General features: G+C 71.8%; 14 protein-coding genes. All 14 read left to right on the top strand.

The window, feature by feature from the left end; all coding sequences use genetic code 11:
* The first annotated feature begins 45 nt into the window (after window positions 1-45).
* Complete coding sequence (locus EDD34_RS17965; RefSeq protein ID WP_123815787.1) at window positions 46-1,026, top strand: AAA family ATPase; 981 nt, start codon at window positions 46-48, stop codon at window positions 1,024-1,026.
* Window positions 1,023-2,372, top strand: a complete 1,350-nt coding sequence (locus EDD34_RS17960; RefSeq protein ID WP_123815786.1) for a DUF58 domain-containing protein — start codon at window positions 1,023-1,025, stop codon at window positions 2,370-2,372. The genes EDD34_RS17965 and EDD34_RS17960 overlap by 4 nt, the downstream gene beginning before the upstream one ends.
* Window positions 2,369-4,825, top strand: a complete 2,457-nt coding sequence (locus EDD34_RS17955; RefSeq protein WP_123815785.1) for a transglutaminase TgpA family protein — start codon at window positions 2,369-2,371, stop codon at window positions 4,823-4,825. The genes EDD34_RS17960 and EDD34_RS17955 overlap by 4 nt, the downstream gene beginning before the upstream one ends.
* Window positions 4,822-6,774 (top strand): RDD family protein, encoded by a 1,953-nt coding sequence (locus tag EDD34_RS17950; RefSeq protein WP_123815784.1) that lies wholly within the window; start codon window positions 4,822-4,824, stop codon window positions 6,772-6,774. The genes EDD34_RS17955 and EDD34_RS17950 overlap by 4 nt, the downstream gene beginning before the upstream one ends.
* Window positions 6,771-7,604, top strand: a complete 834-nt coding sequence (locus tag EDD34_RS17945) for a PP2C family protein-serine/threonine phosphatase (RefSeq protein WP_246012548.1) — start codon at window positions 6,771-6,773, stop codon at window positions 7,602-7,604. The genes EDD34_RS17950 and EDD34_RS17945 overlap by 4 nt, the downstream gene beginning before the upstream one ends.
* Before the next feature lie 22 nt (window positions 7,605-7,626).
* Complete coding sequence (locus EDD34_RS17940; protein WP_123815783.1) at window positions 7,627-9,303, top strand: FHA domain-containing protein; 1,677 nt, start codon at window positions 7,627-7,629, stop codon at window positions 9,301-9,303.
* A 101-nt stretch (window positions 9,304-9,404) separates the two neighbouring features.
* Window positions 9,405-11,087 (top strand): serine/threonine-protein kinase, encoded by a 1,683-nt coding sequence (locus EDD34_RS17935; protein WP_123815782.1) that lies wholly within the window; start codon window positions 9,405-9,407, stop codon window positions 11,085-11,087.
* On the top strand, window positions 11,084-11,785 hold the full coding sequence (locus EDD34_RS17930) for a hypothetical protein (RefSeq protein WP_123815781.1): 702 nt from the start codon (window positions 11,084-11,086) through the stop codon (window positions 11,783-11,785). Before EDD34_RS17935 ends, EDD34_RS17930 begins: the two co-directional genes overlap by 4 nt.
* Window position 11,786: 1 nt before the next feature.
* The gene (locus EDD34_RS17925) at window positions 11,787-16,265 is read left to right on the top strand and encodes a type VII secretion EssC family protein (RefSeq protein ID WP_123815780.1); all 4,479 of its coding nucleotides are present in this window, start codon (window positions 11,787-11,789) and stop codon (window positions 16,263-16,265) included.
* Window positions 16,266-16,396: 131 nt separating this feature from the next.
* Window positions 16,397-16,687 carry a WXG100 family type VII secretion target gene (locus EDD34_RS17920; RefSeq protein WP_123815779.1) on the top strand — a complete coding sequence of 97 codons (291 nt, stop codon included), beginning with the start codon at window positions 16,397-16,399 and terminating at the stop codon, window positions 16,685-16,687.
* A gap of 175 nt (window positions 16,688-16,862) precedes the next feature.
* Window positions 16,863-17,138: a hypothetical protein gene (locus EDD34_RS17915; protein ID WP_123815778.1), complete on the top strand. Its 276-nt coding sequence runs from the start codon at window positions 16,863-16,865 to the stop codon at window positions 17,136-17,138.
* A gap of 133 nt (window positions 17,139-17,271) precedes the next feature.
* Window positions 17,272-18,456 carry a WXG100 family type VII secretion target gene (locus EDD34_RS20770; protein ID WP_170177118.1) on the top strand — a complete coding sequence of 395 codons (1,185 nt, stop codon included), beginning with the start codon at window positions 17,272-17,274 and terminating at the stop codon, window positions 18,454-18,456.
* 32 nt (window positions 18,457-18,488) lie between these two features.
* Window positions 18,489-18,965, top strand: a complete 477-nt coding sequence (locus tag EDD34_RS17900) for an LpqN/LpqT family lipoprotein (RefSeq protein WP_123815775.1) — start codon at window positions 18,489-18,491, stop codon at window positions 18,963-18,965.
* On the top strand, window positions 18,962-19,732 hold the full coding sequence (locus EDD34_RS17895; protein WP_123815774.1) for a hypothetical protein: 771 nt from the start codon (window positions 18,962-18,964) through the stop codon (window positions 19,730-19,732). Before EDD34_RS17900 ends, EDD34_RS17895 begins: the two co-directional genes overlap by 4 nt.
* Window positions 19,733-19,745: the final 13 nt, after the last annotated feature.

The following is a 19,745-nucleotide window of genomic DNA, read 5'->3' as shown; positions in this document are numbered from 1 at the left end:
GGCAGAGCACGACACGATCTCCATGAAGCGAGGAAGTAAGAACACATGAGCACCAGCACGATGACACCGGAACAGGCGGCCTGGTTCGCACAGACCTTCGATCGTCTGGTCGGCAACGTCGGGCAGGCGGTGCTGGGGAAGTCCCAGGTCATCCGACTGGCTCTGACCTGCATGCTCGCCGAGGGCCACCTCCTGCTGGAGGACGCCCCCGGCACCGGCAAGACGGCCATGGCCCGTGCGATCGCCGCGTCCGTCCAGGGCTCGCACAACCGCATCCAGTTCACCCCGGACCTGCTGCCGTCCGACGTCACCGGCGTGACGATCTACGACCAGAACACCGGCAAGTTCGACTTCCACAAGGGCCCGATCTTCGCGTCCATCGTGCTGGCCGACGAGATCAACCGCGCCTCGCCGAAGACGCAGTCGGCGCTGCTCGAGGTCATGGAGGAGGGGCAGGTCACGGTCGACGGCGTGCGGCACTCCGTGGGCGACCCGTTCATGGTCGTCGCCACGCAGAACCCGATCGAGCAGGCCGGTACCTACCGCCTGCCCGAGGCCCAGCTCGACCGCTTCCTCATGAAGACCTCGGTGGGCTACCCGGACCACGCCTCCACCGTCGAGATCCTCCAGGGCTCCTCGGTGAAGGACCGAAGCCTGGCGCTGCAGCCGCTGATCACCACCAAGGCGGTCACGGAGATGTCCGCCCTGGCGCACACCGTCTACACGGACACCGCAGTGCTGGAGTACGTCTCCCGCCTCGCCGAGGAGACCCGCAACGCGCCCGAGGCCCGCATCGGCGTCTCGGTCCGCGGTGCCCTCGCGCTGGTGCGCTGCACCAAGGTGTGGGCGGCCGCGCACGGCCGCAACTACGTGCTGCCCGACGACGTGAAGGACCTGGCGCAGCCCGTGTGGGCGCACCGCTTCGTGCTCGACCCCGAGGCGGAGTTCGCCGGCGCGCAGCCGGACATCATCCTGGGCCGCATCCTGTCCGACGTCGCCGCTCCGCAGGAGCGTGTGTCCGCATGACGACGACGGCGACCCGGCCGCCCGTCACCACCAGCACGACGCCGCAGCCGGGATACGGGAAGCGGACCGAGGTGCCGAACGGCCTCGGTGCGCGTGGCGCGAGTGCCGGACGTGCCGTCCGGCGCGGCCGGCTGGCGCTCGCGGGAGCGGTCGGGCGCGGGCTGTCCACGGTCCGCGAACGGCTGCGCCCGCTGACCGAGGCCTTCAGCGGCTTCGGCCTGGCCGTGCTGGTCACCGCCGTAGCGGCCTGGGTGGCAGGCCTTCTGCTCTCCTGGGTGGAGGTGCTGATCGCGGCGGTGGTGCTGACCGTGACCCTCGTCGCGGCGAGCGCGTTCGTGCTCGGCAGGTTCCGCTACACGGTCGTGCTCGACCTGGCGCAACGGCGCGTGACCGTCGGGGAGCGCGCCGTCGGCCGCCTCGACGTGCGGAACGAGGCCCGCCGTCCGGTGCTGCCGTCGGTGATGGAGCTCCCCGTCGGTACCGGGACGGCCGCGTTCCCGGTCCCCCGCCTGCGCGGCGGGGCCGCGCACGAGGAGATCTTCACGATCCCCACGAGGCGCCGCAGCGTCATCGTGGTGGGCCCCGTGAAGTCGGTGCGCGCCGACCCGCTGGGGCTGCTGCGCCGCGAGGTCACGTGGACCGAGCCGGAGGAGCTGTTCGTGCACCCGCAGGTGAAGAACCTGATGGGGTCGAACACCGGCTTCTTCAAGGACCTGGAGGGGCGGGTCACCCAGGACATCTCCAACTCGGACGTGTCCTTCCACGCGCTGCGTGACTACGTGCCCGGTGACGACCGCCGCCACATCCACTGGAAGACGACCGCGCGGACGGGCCAGCTCATGGTCCGTCAGTTCGAGGAGACGCGGCGCTCGCACCTCGCCGTGCTGCTGAGCACGCGGGCCCAGGACTACGCGAACGAGGAGGAGTTCGAGCTCGCCGTCAGTGTCTGCGGCTCGCTGGGTCTCCAGGCCATCCGCGAGGACCGTGGCGTCACGGTGATGGTGAACGACGCCGGCACCCTGCGCGGGGACCACCGCACGCGGCTGCTCGACGACCTGTCCAGGATCGAGCTGACCTCGACGAGGACCACCCTCGCCGACCTCGCCCGGATCGCGGGCACCACGATCAACGACGCGTCGGTGATGTCCTTCATCACCGGCAGCCTCGTCACGCCGACCGAACTGCGCTCGGCCTCCGCACGCCTCCCCGTGGGCGTGCAGGTGATGGCGATCCAGTGCGTGCCCGGGGCCTCCCTGTCCCGGCACGCCATCGCCGAGCTCGGTGTGCTGACGCTCGGCAAGCTCGGCGACCTGCCGCTCGCGCTGCGAAAGATGAGTGAGGGATGAGCCACGACGAGACCACCCGCGGCGGAGCGCGCCGCGGGATCAGCCCCGACGGCCACCGGCCGTCCGGCCTCACCGGGTCGAGCACGCGGGGCGGCGGCACCACGCGGCGTGCCGACGACGCGCGCCCCCGCGCGCTGAAGAAGGGCGCGTGGTTCGACCTCGGCGCCCTCGCCGTGATGTGCGCGATGATCATCATCGGTTTCGGTCCCGTCTGGGGGACGCCGGGATACCTGGTGCCCGCCGTCGGCGGCACCGTGCTCGGCCTGTTCATCGCCTGGCTGTGCGCGTGGCGCCGGTGGCCCGCCGTGACGGTCGCCGCGCTCGCCGTCGTCGGCTACCTGGTGTTCGGCGCGTCGCTCGCGCTGCCCCGCGACGCGATCCTCGGGTTCGTCCCGAGCCTGACCACCTTGCAGGACCTCCTGCTCGGCGCGATCCAGGGCTGGAAGGCCTTCGTCACGACGGTCCCGCCCCTGTACTCGTTCCCCGACCTGGCGGTCGTGCCGTATCTGATGATGCTGCTCGTCGCGCTCGTCGCGGCGACGATCGCGCTGCGCGTGCGGTACGCGGCCTGGGCGATGCTGCCGATCGTCCTGGGCTTCGCCGGGGTCATCCTGCTCGGCACCCTGGAGACCGCGCTGCCGATCGTGCAGGGCCTCGTGATCGCCGTCGTCGGGCTGCTGTGGGGCGGCGTCCGCGCGATGGGCGCCAGGGTCGGCACCCACTCGATCAGCACCGAGCAGAGCCGTGAGGCCACCCGGCGCCTGCTCTGGTACCGCGTCCGCACGGGCGCGATCATCCTCGGCGTGGCGGGTGTCGCCGCCGGCTTCGCGGGTCCGGCGCTCCTGCCGGACAGCCCGCGTACGGTGCTGCGCGAGGAGATCGTGCCGCCGTTCGACGTGCACGAGTTCTCGACGCCGCTCGCCTCCTTCCGGCACTACGCCAAGGACGAGAAGGAGACCGAGATCCTCCGGGTCACCGGCCTTCCCGAGAACGGCCGGATCCGTCTCGCCACCCTCGACGAGTACGACGGCGTCGTGTACGACGTCGCCGGCGAGGGCGGGGCGACCGGTGTCTTCACGCGGGTCGGCCAGGAGATCGTCACCGCCGCGCAGGGCGACCCGGCGACGATCGAGGTGACGTCGCTCGCGTACGACGACGTGTGGGTGCCGGAGGTGGGCGATCTCTCCGGGGTGACCTGGACCGGCTCGCGTGCCGCGGACCAGGGCGTGGGTACCTACTACAACAACGAGACGGGGACGGCGGTGACGCTCGCCCGGGTGCGGGAGGGCGACACGTACCAGCTCGACACCCTGCTCACGACGCACCCGTCCGAGGAGGATCTGGCCCACGCCAGGGTGTCCGAGGTCGAGCTCCCGAAGACCGCGAGGGCGGCCCTCCCCGCCAACGTCTCCTCCAAGGTCGCGCAGTACATCGGTGAGGAGACCGAGCCGGCCGCCAAGCTGTTCCTCATCCGGGACGCGCTGGAGGCGGGCGGCATCCTGTCCAGCGGCCTGGAGGGGCAGCCGCCGTCGCGCCCCGGTCACGCCGCGGAGCGGATCGACAACCTGCTCGAGAACGACGACATGATCGGCGACGAGGAGCAGTTCGCCGTCGCGTTCGCCCTGCTCGCCCGGCAGACGGGCATCCCCGCGCGGGTCGTCATGGGCTTCGCGGAGGACGAGGAGTCCGAGCGTGCCGCCGGCGAGGAGTGGCTCGTGCGCGGCGAGGACGTGAGCGCCTGGATCGAGGTGCCGTTCGAGGGCTACGGCTGGGTCCCGATCGACGTGGACCCCGACGAGGACACGAAGATCCAGCCCGAGCCCCAGACGCAGGAGGTCCCCAAGCCCCCGGTCCTCCAGGAGCCCGAGCCCCCGGAGGAGCCGGAGCAGAACAAGGCCGGCAGCGTGGAGGACGAGGAGCGGGACGAGGCCGACAACGAGGGCTTCGACTGGGCGATGTTCCTGACCATCCTGCTCGCCGTCGCCATTCCGCTCGCACTGGTGCTGCTCCCGATCCTGCTCATCCTCGCGCACAAGGCGCGCCGCCGGACCCGCCGGCGTACCGCCGAGGAGCTCGCGGACCGCTTCAGCGGTGGCTGGCACGAGGTGGTGGACGCGGTCACCGACATGGGCACCTCCGTGCCCCGGTCGGCGACGCGGCGCGAGGGCGCGGGACTTATTGCGACAAAGCACGAGGCGCCAGGCACCCTTAAGCTTGCGCATCGGGCCGATGCCACGGTGTTCAGCGGAAGGCAACCGACACAGGCCGAGGTCGACACCTTCTGGGAGGAAGTGGACACGTTCATCGGCGGCCTACGCTCTTCCGTGGGTACCCGGCAGAGGATCGCCGCGGCGCTGTCGTTGCGTAGCGTTCGCGCGCGCATGGCGGGAGGACGCGGCATGCGGGGCGTCCTGCAGGACTTGGTGAAGCGAGGCTCGAGGGAGAACCGATGACGGACGTGGTGTGCGGCGGCTGCCTGTCGCGCCAGGCCGAGGGGACGCAGTACTGCGGCGTGTGCGGGCGCGAGTTCCCGCGGACCGGCAGGCCCGTGGCCGAACAGCGGCCCGGACCGCAGAGTGCTGTCCAGCAGATGGCGGGCGGTGGGTACGGCGTGTCCCAGGGCGGCCAGGATCTGCCGTACCACCACGGCGCGTCTCGCATCGACGACGAGTTCCACACCGGGACGTTCGTTCCCGCGCGCGACCCTGGACCTCTGCCCGAGCCCGAGCCCGTGTACGCGCACGTCGGCAGGCGGATCGTCGCGTGGTTGCTCGACGGCGCCGTGGGCAGCGTGCTCTTCGGGGCCGTGTACGGGATCGCCCTCGTCATCGCGCAGCCGCCCGAGGGCGTGATCGCCATCGACGAGAACGAGCAGCGGGCCATGCTCACCACGCTCGTCGCGGGTCTCTGGGGCGGCCTCGGCCTCATGTTCCTGTGGAGCCTGTCCATGTGGATCTGGGAGGGCAGGTCCGGCAAGACCCTCGGCAACCTCGCGCTCGGGATCCGCACCGTGTCGGCCGCCGACCAGGAGCCGGTCGGCTTCTGGCGCATCCTCCTGCGCATGCTGGTCGTCGGCGCCGGCAGCCTGGCGTGTGTCGTCGGCGCCTGGGTCGTGCTGCTCAGCCCGCTGTGGGACAAGAGCGGTCGCAAGCAGGGCTGGCACGACAAGGCGGCGGGCACCGTCGTGATCGACGCCACGAAGAAGCCCGTGCCGGTGGTGGAGGGCTTCGACCCGGACTCCCGGCCTCGTGCGCCGGGCCGGGAACCCTCCGGTCCGGGCACCGCGGGCCGAAGCGCTCCCGCCCCTGGCACCCCGGCCCCCGGCACCCTGGCCCCTGGCACCCCGGCCCCGGGCTCGCCGGTGACACCGGGCGGCCAGGCGAGCCCGGGCGCGCTGCGCGCGGCGGGCCAGGCGCACACCGCCGCGTCGTCCGCGGGGCAGGCGCCCGCCTTCGACCCGGCGGGGCAGTCCGGACAGCAGCCCTCGGCGTCCTTCAGCCCGCACGGTTCACCCGCCCCGGCACGACCTGACCCCTGGTCCTTCCCCAAGGCCTCGGGGCCGTCGTCCGGCGACGGCCTGATCACGGACGTGCCGGGGAGCCCGGCGGGTCCGTTCCCGCCCGTGTCCGGTCAGCCGGGCCAGGATCCGTCGTCCCGGCAACGGCCGGGCCGGCATCCCGCGGCCCAGCCGCAGCAGCCGATGCTGCCCGGCGCGCCGCCGTCGTCCCCGCCCGAGGCCGGGCCGCCGACGACGGCGTCCACGCCGTCGCCCCCGGCGACGCCGAACTCCCCGCTGCCGATCACCGCCGCGAACACGATTCCGGACCATCCGGTGCTGGAGACGTCGCCGTACCCGCCCATCTCGCAGCCGCGGCGGCGCGACTCGCAGCCCACGCGCATCGACGGTCCGGGCCGGCGGCAGGCCCCGCACGGCCAGGCGTCACGTGGCCACCAGGCGGCCCCGCAGCGTCCGGACCCGGGCGGGACCCGCGCCGAGCAGGTGCCGGACGAGACGGTCATGCAGTTGCCGACGGGATCGAGCGGGGCGATGGAACCGCCGCCGGTCCTGGGCGCGGTGCTGGAGCTGGAGTCGGGCGAGATGGTCCGCGTGGACGGCCCCACCCTGGTGGGGCGCAACCCGCAGGCGCCGGGCAGTTCCGGGGTGCGTCTGGTCCAGCTTCCCGACCCGACACGTTCCGTCTCGAAGAATCATGCCGAGCTCGGTGTGGACTCGGCGGGACTCTGGCTCACGGACCGGGGCTCGACGAACGGCACCGTGGTCTCGGTGCCGGGACTTCCCCCGCGGGTCGCGGAGGCCGGGGCGCGGGTGCGCGTCCCGGTCGGGTCGACGGTCCATTTCGGGGACCGGCGCGTCGTCGTCCACTCAGGGGCGGAGGGGTGAGCTCCGACAACCGGCCGTCGTTGATGTGGGGTGCCGCATCCGATCGGGGCCGGCGCCGGAAGATCAACGAGGACGCCTACCTGGCCGAGAACGGGGTGTTCCTGGTCGCGGACGGGATGGGCGGGCACGACGCCGGGGACATCGCCAGCGCGACCGCGCTCGGCGCACTCAGCTTCCTGCTCGAGGCGGAGACGATCGAGCCCGAGCTGGTCGACGTCCTGGTGGACGTCGCCCAGAAGGAGGTGCGGGCCATCGAGACCGGCCCGAAGGGCCGCGGTGCCGGTACCACCCTCACGGGGGCCGTGCTGGCGTACGTCGACGGTGCCCCGTACTGGCTCGTCGTCAACGTCGGGGACTCACGGACCTATCTGCTCTCCAACGGTGAGCTGGAACAGATGAGCGTGGACCACTCGGAGGTCCAGGAGCTCGTCGACGCCGGCATGCTCACGGCCGAGGAGGCCCGCCATCACCCCCGGCGCAACGTGATCACCCGGGCGCTCGGCGGGCCCGACGAGGCCGACGCGGACTTCCGGTATGTTCCGGTCGAGGCGCACGAGCGGATCCTCGTGTGCTCGGACGGCCTGACGGCCGAGCTGGACGACGAGCAGATCCGCGAGATCCTGCTCGCGATCCCCGATCCGGGGAACGCCGCCCAGGAACTGGTCGACCGTGCCCTCGAAGCAGGCGGTCGCGACAACGTGACGGTGCTGGTCGTGGACGTGACGGGAGTGCCCCACGACACCGACGGCGTCACCGCCGAGCGCGAGCACGACGTGGTGCCGGGGGGCAGACGACTGATGGAAGACACGCAACCACGAAGCGGCGGATGACCGAAGCGCCGGAGGGACCGAGATGACTGTGCACTACACCGAGGGACCTGCCCGCGCGGTGATCCGGGGCGAGACCGTGGTGGTCCTCCCCGACAGGGCCGACGACGCCCTGCTCACCGAGCTCTGGGCCGAGCTGGCCGAAGCCCCCGACGGCGTCGCGGCCGCGCTCGGCGTGCTCACGTCGGTGCCCGGCGGCCTGCGCGCCGTGCCTCCGTTCGCGGTGGTCTCCGTCCAGGCCACGGGAGCCGCGCACGTGGCCGTGCGCGGCGTGGGCGTGGACGTGACCGTGACGACTGCCGGCGGGCCGGTCCAGGTGACCGGACAGGACGTCGTGTCGTGGTCGGAGCGCGTCATCGAGGAGCCGACGGCGTTCGTGGTGGGGACTTCGACGGGCCGTGCCGACACCGGGCCGCCCCTGTCCGACGGCGGGTTGCCGGCCGAGTCCGCGGTGGTGCCGGTGGCCGCGGTGCGCCGGGTCCTCGTGGAGGACGCCCCGGACGACTCGCCCGCCGGATCGCCGGCGTCGGAATCGCCGGCGTCGGAATCGCCGGGGACCGGCTCCGCCGCCGCCCCGGAGCTGGACGAGGCCTCCGTGTTCGCGCGGATTCCGGGTGTCAAGAGCTCCCCGCCCGTCCCACCGCCCCCGGGTCCCGATCCGGGTCCGGCCGAACCCGCCGTGAGCCCGGACGCGGGGTCGACCGTCTCGTTCGCCCCGCCCACCGAGCCGTCGTCGGACAGCCCCGTGCCCGAGGCGACGCAGATCGGCGGCGACGACGAGTACGAGCACCTCTTCGGCGAGACGATCATGCGCAGCGTCGAGGACGCCGCCGTGCGCGTCCCGGAGGAGGACGAGGAGGAGGCCCAGAACGAGAGCTCGCCCGGGTCCTCCGCCGTCCCGTGGGTGGCGCCCGCGCCGGCGGCCGAGCCCGCGGGATCGCACGCCGCGCCGGCGCCCGCCGACGGAGCGGGCGAGGCCTGGGAGGCGCCGAGCCTGATCTCGGAGATCCCCGGAGGTTTCCCGGGAGCGGTGCCGGGCGAGACGCCCGCCGCCGCGCATCGCGCCGCCGCCGTGAACGACGCCGGGGCGGAGGAGCCGGACGACCACGACGGGCACACCGTGATGCAGTCCGACCTCGCCGCCCTGCGGGGCCCCGGTGTCGCGTCGTCCCCGACGCCCGCCGTCGAGCCTCCACCGGTCTCGGGCGGAGTCCAGATCCTTGCCGTCACCTGCCCGAACGGCCACGCGAACCCGCCGGCGCGACCCACCTGCCGCACCTGCGGCGAGGACCTGTCGGGCGAGCCGTCCACCGCGGCGCGCCCGCCGCTGGGCCGCCTCGTGGTGACGACCGGGTCGGCGCAGGCCGGTGCCGCCGGTGCGCGCGGGGAACAGATCATCCAGCTGGACCGCGGTGTGATCGTCGGACGCCGTCCGCGGACCTCCACGACGTCCGCCTCGGAGATACCGCGGCTCGTGACCGTCTCGAGCCCCAACCAGGACATCTCCCGCTCGCACCTGGAGGTGTCGCTGGAGGAGTGGCACGTCCTCGTCGCGGACATGGCCACCACGAACGGCACCACCCTGATCCGTCCCGGTCAGCCGCCGCGCCGCCTCCACCCGAACGAGAAGGAGATCGTCGCGGACGGCGACGTGATCGACCTGGGTGACGGCGTCACCCTCAAGTTCGAGGGGATCTGGTGAAGCTCCGGATTCCCCGCTGAGCACACGGTGTCCGCGGGGTCCACGCCCCAGAGCCCCGCAGTCCCGGTGCACTCGCCGAGTACCAACCCGAAAGGAACCGAGTGAGCAGCAAGCGAGCGCCGTCCGCGCCGCCCCAGATCGATGGCTACGAGTTCAAGAGAGTCATCGGTTCGGGCGGCTTCGCGGATGTGTTCCTCTACGAGCAGCGCCGCCCGCGTCGCCAGGTGGCGATCAAGGTGCTGCTCAAGGAGTGGTCGAGCGCCACCCAGCGGGAGACGTTCGACGCCGAGGCCGACCTCATGGCCACGCTCGGCAACCACCCGTCCATCGTGACGATGTACGAGGCGTCGACGGCTGGGGACGGCCGCCCGTACCTCGCGATGGAGTTCTGTTCGCGGCCGAACCTCGGGGCGCGGTACCGCAGCGAGCGGTTCTCCGTGGCCGAGGCGCTGCGTACGACGATCCAGATCGCCGGGGCGGTCGAGACGGCGCACCGTCTGGGCATCCTGCACCGCGACATCAAGCCCGCGAACATCCTGGTCACGCAGTTCGGCCACCCGGCTCTGACGGACTTCGGCATCGCGTCCACGGTCGACCAGGCGTCGGCGGCCGAGGGCATGTCGATCCCGTGGTCACCGCCGGAGTCGTTCCAGGACCCGCCGGTCAGCGGGATCGCGACGGACGTGTGGGGCCTCGCCGCCACCTGCTACACCCTGCTGGCCGGCCGGACCCCGTTCGAGGTGCCGGGCGGGTCGAACCGCTCGGCGGACCTGATCGCCCGGATCGAGACGGGCCCGCTGCCGGCGCTCGGACGCAACGACGTGCCGCCCTCGCTGGAGCGCGTGCTGGCCACGGCCATGAGCAAGCGGCCCGCGTCGCGGTATCCGACGGCGCTGGCGTTCGCCCGCGCGCTGCAGCAGGTCCAGGTCGAGATGTCGCGCGACATGACGACGATCGACATCCTCGACGAGTCCGGCCAGATGCATCAGGAGGAGGACGACGAGCAGGACGGCACCAGGTTCCGCAACGTCGTCTCGATCGATCCGGGCCAGCAGGTGCCGTCCGCCCCCGTGCCGACGGCAGGGCCCGGCAACGGCTTCGCGCCCGCGGCCCCGCCCACGGGCGGCTTCGGCCCGCCGCCGGGTGCGGGTGCGCCGGCGCACACCGGGGCGCCGTCGCCGTCCGTGAGCCGTGGCTCGGCGCCCGACCTGCCCTTCGTCTCGGGCGACCGCTCCGGCGTCGGCACCGTCGAGGAGACGGTGGCGCGCACGTCGCTGCCCGCCGGGCAGCGGGGAGCCCAGGAGTACGTCGCGCCGGCGCCGCAGGAGGAGGAGCCGCGGCCCAGCCCGTGGCGGCTCGTCGCGCCGATCCTGGGTGTCGTCGCGCTCGTGGGCATCGGGATCCTCCTGTTCCTGCTGCGGCCGTGGGAGGGCGTGGACGACGGCGGGGACCCGCCGGTCGCCGAGACGGGCGCGGGGGAGTTCGGTGACGACATCGTGCCGAACTACCTGGCGCCCCCGCTCCAGGTCTCGGCCGAGCCGGACGGCGACCAGGTCGTCGTGACCTGGGAGAAGCCGAACGCCTTCGAGGAGGGTGACGAGTTCGGGTACCTGGTGCGGAGCCTGTCCGAGGAGACCCCGATCTACCAGTCCGTGGGCGGCGAGACCACGGTCACCGTGCCGCGGGAGCCGGGCGACACGTGCGTCGACGTGGTGATGATGCGCGGCAACCAGGTGTCGGACCCGGCGGATGTCTGCGTCGCGCCCGCGGGGGCGGACGGATGAGCTCGCTGTCGATCGAGTTCTGCGGCGAGTGGTTCCGCCCGGAGGGCGACAGCCAGACCTTCGACATCGGCCGTGAGGGGAACCTCGCCGTCGACGACAACCCCTACCTGCACCGCCGCTTCCTGCGCGTGACGCACGAGGACGGGATCTGGTGGCTGTCGAACGTCGGCTCGCTGATCGCGGCCACGGTGTGCGACGCCGGGGGCGGCGTGCAGTCCTGGCTGCCGCCGGGCAACCGGCTGCCCATCGTCTTCCCGAGCACGTCCGTCGTGTTCACGGCCGGCCCCACCACCTACGAGCTCAGCCTGCACCTCGAGGACGCGCCGTATCACGAGATCTCGTCCGACGAGGACGCCGGGACGGGCGCCACGACCATCGGAGCCATCCGGTTCACCACGAGCCAGCGCCAGCTCATCGTGTCGCTCGCCGAGCCGATGCTGCGCCGTGAGGGCAGCGGGCTGAGCGAGATCCCCAGCTCCGCGGCCGCGGCCCGGCGGCTCGGCTGGGCCACCACCCGCTTCAACCGCAAGCTCGACAACGTGTGCGAGAAGCTCGACCGGATCGGGGTCAAGGGCCTGCGCGGCGACTCCGGATCCCAGGCCACCAACCGCAGGGCGCGCCTCGTCGAGTACGCCGTCGCCTCACGACTGGTGACCGCCGCCGACCTCCCCCTGCTCGATGTGAAGGACGACGCCTGACGTGCGGATCAAGCTGACACTCAACCGCCCCGACCAGACCTCCGCGAACGTGGCGGTCACGGCCGACGCGACGGCCACCGTGCGGGACGTGGCGGAGACCCTGTTCTCGGCCGACCCGACACGCAACGGCGCCGCGGCCCCCGAGAACCTCACCCTCCAGGTGCGTGGCGAGTCCGGGGGCGGCGGGGCGGACAGCCGCGTGCTGCGGCCCGACAACGACCTGACGCAGGCGGGGCTCCGCTCCGGCTCGACCGTCGAGATCGTCCGCGTCTCCGACCAGTTCATGGTGCCCGGTGCCGACCGCGGCGCCGCCGTCGCGACGCTCCGCGTGATGGAAGGGCCCGACGCCGGCCGGGAGTTCCCGCTCCCTGTCGGGACCTCCTACATCGGCCGCGGCCGCGACATGGACGTGCGGCTCTCCGACAAGCAGACGTCCAAGCGGCACGCGCGCATCGTGGTCGGCGAGTCGATCGAGATCCACGACCTCGACTCGGCCAACGGACTCGTGATGGGCGGTCAGGCGGTCACGCGGGCGATGATCACCAGCTCGGACATGATCACGATCGGGAACGACGTCGTCTCGGTCATCGCCCTGCACCGGACCACCAGCATCGCGCCCACCAGTCCGGCCGTCGAGTTCAACCGGTCCCCACGGGTCGTGACCCGGTTCGGCGAGCACGAGATCAAGGCGCCGAAGCCGCCCGAGCCGCCCAGGCCCCGCCCCCTGCCCTGGCTCGTCATGCTGGTCCCGGTCGTGATGGGCCTCGTGGTGTTCCTGGTGTTCCAGAACCCGCGCATGCTCCTGTTCATGTTCATGGGGCCCATGTTCATGATCGGCATGTGGTGGGACCGCAAGGTCCAGTCGAAGAAGGAGTACGAGAAGGCGTCCGAGCAGTTCGTCGACGCGGTCGAGTACACCCAGGAGCGGATCCGCCGGACCCACGCCGTCGAACGCGCCGTCCGGGTCGCCGAGACGCCGTCGCTGGCCGAGGCGATCGACAACGTCCGCCGGCTCGGCGGCCTCATGTGGACTCATCGGCCGGAGCATCGCGGCTTCCTCACGGTCCGCCTCGGGGTCGGGCGCGCGCCCGCCCGCACCACGTTCGCCGAGCCCCGGGAGAACAACGCCCTCCCCGAGCACTGGGAGAAGGTGCTCGAGCTCAAGGAGCAGTGCGTCTTCATCGACGACGTGCCCTCCACGGCCGCCCTGCGGTTCGGCGGCAGCGTCGGCATCGCCGGCCGGTCCGGCGCCGTCGAGGGCGTGGCCCGGTCCGTCATCCTGCAGCTGCTCGCCCTGCACTCGCCCGCCGAGGTGGTCATCACCGCACTCACCTCCAACCGCTCACGGCAGGACTGGGAGTGGCTGCAGTGGGCGCCGCACACCGGATCCCCCCACAGCCCGCTGGGGGCCGGTGACCACCTCGCCGCCGACCCCGGCCAGGGCGCGGCCCTGCTCACCCGGCTCGAGGAACTCATCGAGGCCCGGGGCATGAAGCTCGACGGCCCACCGCCCCTCGAAGGCGAGCGCGACGCCCAGAAGGACCGGGAGGAGAAGCCGCCCCGGCCGATCCTGCCGTCCGTCGTCGTCCTCGTGGAGGACGACGCCCCGCTCGAACGTTCCCGGCTGGTCCGCCTCGTCGAGCGTGGCCCGTCCGCCAACGTCCATGTCGTCTGGGTGGCGCCCACGGTCGAGCAGCTGCCCGCCGCGTGCCGCACGTTCGTCGTCCTCGACAACCAGGCCGGGGGCGACAGCGCCACCACCGGCCAGGTGCACTACGGCCTGCTCTCCTTCCCGGTGCGGTGCGAGACCGCCGACCTGGCCACGGCCCACGAGATCGCCCGCATCCTGTCGCCGGTGGTCGACGTCGGCGCCCCCGTCAGCGACGAGACGGACCTGCCCCGGTCGGTGTCGTACCTGGCGCTCGCCGGTACGGAGGTCGCCTCGGAGGCCAACAGCATCGTCGACCGGTGGAAGGAGAACCTGTCGCTCACCCCGCGCGACGGGTCACCGCCGGTGCGCCGCAAGAAGCCGACGAACCTGCGCGGCCTGGTGGGTCACAACGGCATCGAGCCGTTCTACCTCGACCTGCGTACCCAGGGTCCGCACGCCCTCGTGGGCGGCACCACCGGTGCCGGCAAGTCGGAGTTCCTGCAGTCCTGGGTGATGGGCATGGCCGCCGCGCACAGCCCGGACCGTGTGACGTTCCTGTTCGTCGACTACAAGGGCGGTGCGGCGTTCGCCGACTGCGTGCACCTGCCGCACACGGTCGGTCTGGTCACCGACCTCTCCCAGCACCTGGTGCGGCGCGCGCTGTCGTCGCTGCGGGCCGAGCTGCACTACCGCGAGCACCTGCTGAACCGGAAGAAGGCGAAGGACCTCGCGTCGCTGGAGAAGACCGGTGACCCGGACGCGCCGCCGAGCCTCATCATCGTGGTCGACGAGTTCGCCGCCCTGGTCGGCGAGGTCCCGGAGTTCGTGGACGGCGTGGTCGACGTCGCCCAGCGCGGCCGGTCCCTCGGGCTGCACCTGATCCTCGCGACCCAGCGTCCCGCCGGGGTGATCAAGGACAACTTGCGCGCCAACACGAACCTGCGCATCGCGCTGCGCATGGCCGACGAGTCCGACTCCAAGGACGTGCTCGGTGACGCGATGGCGGCGCACTTCGCGGCGTCGATCCCGGGGCGTGGCGCCGCGAAGACCGGTCCGGGCCGCATCACGACCTTCCAGACCGGGTACGCCGGTGGCTGGACCTCCGACGAGCCGGAACCGACGCAGATCGACGTCGAGGAGCTGGACTTCGGGGTCGCCCGCAAGTGGGAGATGCCGGCGCGGGAGTCGTCGTCGGACGACGGCGGCGACCCCGGCCCGAACGACATCTCACGGATGGTCCGGACGATGCGCGACGCGGCCACCGTCGCCGGCGTGCCCGAGCCGCGCAAGCCGTGGCTGCCGGAGCTCGCTCAGACCTACGACCTCGCCCTGCTGCCCAACCCGCGGACCGACGCCAAGCTCCTGCTCGGCGTGCTGGACGATCCGCACGGCCAGGCGCAGCCCACCGTGCACTACGAGCCGGACACGGACGGCAACATGGCCGTCTACGGCACCGGTGGCGCGGGAAAGAGCACCACGCTGCGCACCATCGCGATCTCCGCGGGCCTGACGGTGCGCGGCGGGCCCACCCAGGTGTACGGCATCGACTGCGGGTCCGGCGGCCTGACGATGCTGGAGAACATGCCGCACGTCGGCGCGATCATCGACGGCGAGGACGAGGAGCGGGTGACCCGTCTCCTGCGGCGGCTGTCCGAGGAGCTCGAGGACCGCTCCGCACGCTATGCCGAGGTGCGGGCGGGCAGCATCGTCGAGTACCGGAAGATCGCGAACCGGCCTCACGAGCCGCGCATCTTCGTGCTCGTGGACGGCTTCGGGGCGTTTCGGGACTCCTACGAGATCAGCGTGGCGCGCGGGTTCTCGATCTTCGGCGCGTTCACGCAGCTCGCGACGGACGGCCGCCCCGTGGGCATTCACATCGTCATGACCGGCGACCGGGCCACGAACATCCCGCCGTCGCTCGCGTCGACGGTGCAGAAACGCATCATCCACCGCATGGCGCGGGAGGACGACTACATGATGCTGAACGTGCCCAAGGACGTGCTGAGTCCGACGTCGGCGCCGGGCCGGGCCATCATGTTCGGGCAGGAGGCGCAGATCGCCGTCCTGGGTGGTGACTCGAACGGTGTCGTCCAGTCGCGCGAGATGACCAAGCTGGAACAGGCCATGGAACGTGCGGGGACGCCCAAGGCGCCCGGGATCGAACGGCTGCCGGACGACTTCATGCTCACCGCCCTGCCGCCGACCGTGGGTAACCGGCCCACGATCGGCCTCCGGGACCTGGACATCTCGCCGATCGGGCTGCCCGAGCGTTCGCCGCTCATGCTCTCGGGCCCGCCGGGATCCGGCCGGACGACGACGTTCGTGACGATCGCCACCTCGCTGCGGCGGACCACGAGGACGCGGCTGGTGTACTTCTCGTCGCGGCGCACCAGCGTGGGCTCGATGGACCTGTGGGACCAGGTGGCGCAGACGCCCGAGGACGTCCAGGCGGTCGCCAAGGAGCTCACCGAGGCGCTCCAGGCGGACACGTTCGCTCCGGGCAGTCTCACGGTCATGATCGAGAACTACACCGAGATGACCGGTACCCCGGCGGAGAAGCCGCTGGAGGCGTTCGTGAAGGCAGCGGTGCGCAAGGAGGTCATGGTGATCGGTGAGGCGGAATCGTCGACCTGGTCGAAGGCGTTCGCCCTGGCCGGACCATTCAAGTCTGGCCGAAACGGCATCCTGATGACGCCGGGCGACATGGAGGGCGACACCCTCCTGAACACCCCGCTCGGCCGGCTGCGGCGCCAGGATTTCCCGCCCGGGCGCGGGTTCCTCATCGCCGCCGGCAGGGCGGCCAAGATCCACGTCGCGCAGCCCGGGTGACGATCCCGTACGGCGCGGCGGGAATGGGGAGGTCTCCCCATTCCACCCCGCCACGGACTCTGGTTGAGTCCGTGGTGTCGAAATCGAGGGAGGTCGCCCGGCAGGGGCGGCCACAGACGAAGGAGTAACACATGCCGCTTCAGCACAGCGCTCAGAACGTCTCGGGTCTCGATGTCGAGGCAGTCCGGCAGCTGTCGCAGGTTCTGCAGCAGTCGGCTGACCAGATCAAGCAGGCCGGTGAGCAGGTCAACGCCCAGATGCAGCAGACCGAGTGGAACGGCTCGGACGCCTCCCAGTACGAGGAGCAGTGGGACGGCGAGCTCTTCACGCAGCTGAACCAGATCGCCGAGCGTCTCGTGGAGCACGGCCAGACCGCCGAGCGCAACGCCAGCGAGCAGGAGGGCACCTCGAACGCGCTCTGACGCGTTCGTCCTCGCGGCGTGAACTCGATGGGTGCGGTACCGGACCGGTGCCGCACCCATCGCGCGTCACGGGGTGCACGACCGGAGACCATCCGGCACGGTCCGGATGGGCGCGTCGTGGTGATCCAGGCGAGGCCGCGCGACTCAGGGGCGGCCCGGAGCGAAGGAGAGGGACATGACTGGAGACATGCTCGGCCTCGACATCGAGGCGGTCCGCGAGATGGCGAACGTCCTGCGCCAACAGGCCGAGGAGGTCCGGTCGACGGTTCAGGACATCACCGCGCAGCTCGGCGAGACCGAGTGGATGGGTCCGGACGCGGATCAGTTCGAGGAGGAGTGGACCAACACCCATGCCTCGAAACTGAACGAGATCGCCGCGGCGCTCGAGAACTTCGCCGGGACCGCGGAGGCCAACGCCGCGGAGCAGGAAGGCACCTCGAGCTCGCTCTGAGCCCGAGGTGCGCCTCGCGGCAGACCGGAGCGGCGAGGGTTGAGCGACAGCGGAATGCGGCGGCCTCGCACGGCCGTGTCGACCGAATGACGAGCTCCACCGCCGGGGCGCGGAGGGAACCAAAGGAGAAACCATGAGCGGAGGGCTTTACGGCGCCGACATCGAGGCGCTGCGGTCATTCGCCGACCGAGTTGCCCAGGGCGGTGAAGTGCTCACCGGCGTCGTCAACGTCGTCGAGTCGGTGATGCCCGACATCGAGGGGTGGAGCGGTCCGGACGGTGAGGAGTTCCGCGCGGAGTGGACCGACGTGCATGCGGTTCGGCTGCGCGAGACGGCGGCCGCTCTGCACGATGTCGCATCGACGGTGCGCGAGAACGCCGATGATCAGCAGGAGACGTCGGACGACCTGGCCGGTGGGGGCGGTGCGGGCGTCGGCGCGGGCGCGGGCGTCGGTGCGGGTGCCGGTGGCGGTGCCGGAGGCGCCGCGTCCGAGGACGACGGCGGGAATCCGCTGACCTCGCCGGGGGCCAGCCCGGGCGCCGAGAACAGCGACGACTGGTACGACTGGTCCCGCAACACCCACGACGGCAGGGAGTGGGCATCCGAGGCGCACACCACCACCGAGGACGGTGTCACGACCCAGCACGACGAGTCGCAGGTGACGGCCTCCGAGGGGGGAAACATCTCCCACACGCTCGCCGAGGGTGAGACCGGCGGGTTCGTCGGCTACGAGAACGGCGTGGAGGACGACTTCGGGAGCGAGGACGGATTCCACGGTGCGGGCTCGGCCGGCGTGCAGGCCGGCGCCGGGTACGACGCGTCCGGCGAGGTCAGCCTCTCGGAGAACGGTTTGGTGGCCGAGGGCCAGGTCGGTGGGAACGTCGGTGTGGGCGCCAGCGCCGAGGGCCAGGTCGGATACGGTGACCACGTCTCCGCCGAGGGGTCGGCGGCGGCGATGGTCGGCGCGCGTGCCGAGATCGACGGTGGCGTGTCCGTCGGTCCGCACGGCATCGGCGCGAGTGCCGGCTTCGACGCCTTCGCCGGTGCGGAGGCCGGGGCCGACGTCGGCGTCAACGTCGCCGGTGTCGGGGCCGACGTCGGAGGCACCGTGTACGCCGGAATCGGCGCGAACGCCGACGTCGACGCGAACATCGGCTGGGACAACGTCGGGGTGAGCATGGACGTCGGCGCGGCCTTCGGGATCGGTGCCGGCGTCGACTTCGAGGTCAACTGGTCGCCCGCCGAGACTGTCGACGCGATCACCGACGTCGGCGGCGACTTCATCGACGGCGCCGGCGACTTCCTCGGGAGCCTCTGACATGACCGCGGACAACCTGATTGGATGAAGACATGAGCACAGTCACCTACCCCAGCGAGACCTTTCCGGGTTTCCCTGCCGTGGTCATGGACTGCCCCGAGGGCTGGGTCACGCATTTGGTGCCGCAGGCGCAGATGGCCATCATCCAGGACCGTCCCGAGGGCGAGTTCCGCCCGAACGTCGTCGTGGTGATTCAGCGGATGGCACCGAACCAGACCGTCGAGGCCGTGATCGAGCAGGCGGTGCAGAAGTTCCAGGAGACGCCGGGGTACGAGGAGGTGGGCCGGATGAACACGACGTTCAACGGACTGCCCGCCGTGCGGATCGAAGGGGCGTGGACCACCGAGCAGACCGGCACGATCGCGCAGGCGCTGCGGATCGCGGTGGTGGAGCACGACGGTGTTCGTGACCTGGTCGAGGTCACCGGCACGTGCGCGGGCCCGCAGGCTGCCGAGATCTGGCCCCAGGTCCGCGAGATCCAGGACAGCGTCCAACTGGCAGACCGGTGACGGAGCAGGACGACGCCGCCCGGTTCGCCGTCGTCAGCCGAGTCGTCGTCCTCGTCCTCGGGTTCGTCCTGGCGGCGGTGGCGGTCGGGGCGTTCCTGACCGGGAACACGGCGTGGGGCATCGTTCTGCTCGTCGTCGTCGGCCTCCTGGCCTTCGCTCGCGGGATGTGGACGATGCGGCGCGGCATGAAGGCCGTCGCCTCCGCCCGGGAGAAGGCGCAGGTGCCGGAGGCGGCCGTCGCCTCGATGGCCGCCCCGACGCCGGTCGACCGTGTGGTGGCCGACCTCCTGGGCATGAACAGCGACGGGCTGCCGTACCTCATCGAGGCCTCACGGACGGCGCACGGGGCTCGCGTCGAGGTGCGCTGGAAGGTCGAGGAGGTGCGCTGGCAGACCCTGTTCGTCAAGGGCAGGCAGGCGTACGCCTGGCGCATGGAGGTCGACCTGGACCCCGCGACCGGGCACTACAAGTTCGTCGAGTACTCCGGGTCGGCATCGGTCCAGGCGGCGATCAGCCCGGGGGGCGGGTTCGTCCAGGGGAACTGGACCTGGAAACGCGGCAAGACCGCCGGCCAGCAGTCCGCGACGTTCGTCGAGGGAGCCGACGGCCAGGTCACCACCCGGAGCTCGCTCGGCACGCGCACGTCCTGGGAGGGCGGTGTCGTGCTCAAGCCGGCCGACGCCAAGGTCCCGGTCTTCACCGTCCTGCGCAACAACGGCTGGCGGCCGCGTTTCGACTGGTTCGGCGCGCGATTGTTCGAGAAGTAGCCCGAAGAGGAAG

It is taken from the genome of Myceligenerans xiligouense (genome assembly GCF_003814695.1).
Taxonomy (GTDB): Bacteria; Actinomycetota; Actinomycetes; order Actinomycetales; family Cellulomonadaceae; genus Myceligenerans; species Myceligenerans xiligouense.
The sequence above is the reverse complement of the archived record's forward strand: the minus strand, read 5'-3'. Positions and strand labels throughout refer to the sequence as shown.

What these genes read in the sequence shown, in the direction of transcription:
- EDD34_RS17960 (WP_123815786.1), top strand. Translation starts at nt 1,023, where the DNA reads ATGACGACGACGGCGACCCGGCCGCCCGTCACCACCAGCACGACGCCG.
- EDD34_RS17930 (WP_123815781.1), top strand. Translation starts at nt 11,084, where the DNA reads ATGAGCTCGCTGTCGATCGAGTTCTGCGGCGAGTGGTTCCGCCCGGAG.
- EDD34_RS17915 (WP_123815778.1), top strand. Translation starts at nt 16,863, where the DNA reads ATGACTGGAGACATGCTCGGCCTCGACATCGAGGCGGTCCGCGAGATG.
- EDD34_RS17950 (WP_123815784.1), top strand. Translation starts at nt 4,822, where the DNA reads ATGACGGACGTGGTGTGCGGCGGCTGCCTGTCGCGCCAGGCCGAGGGG.
- EDD34_RS17920 (WP_123815779.1), top strand. Translation starts at nt 16,397, where the DNA reads ATGCCGCTTCAGCACAGCGCTCAGAACGTCTCGGGTCTCGATGTCGAG.
- EDD34_RS17955 (WP_123815785.1), top strand. Translation starts at nt 2,369, where the DNA reads ATGAGCCACGACGAGACCACCCGCGGCGGAGCGCGCCGCGGGATCAGC.
- EDD34_RS20770 (WP_170177118.1), top strand. Translation starts at nt 17,272, where the DNA reads ATGAGCGGAGGGCTTTACGGCGCCGACATCGAGGCGCTGCGGTCATTC.
- EDD34_RS17940 (WP_123815783.1), top strand. Translation starts at nt 7,627, where the DNA reads ATGACTGTGCACTACACCGAGGGACCTGCCCGCGCGGTGATCCGGGGC.
- EDD34_RS17965 (WP_123815787.1), top strand. Translation starts at nt 46, where the DNA reads ATGAGCACCAGCACGATGACACCGGAACAGGCGGCCTGGTTCGCACAG.
- EDD34_RS17900 (WP_123815775.1), top strand. Translation starts at nt 18,489, where the DNA reads ATGAGCACAGTCACCTACCCCAGCGAGACCTTTCCGGGTTTCCCTGCC.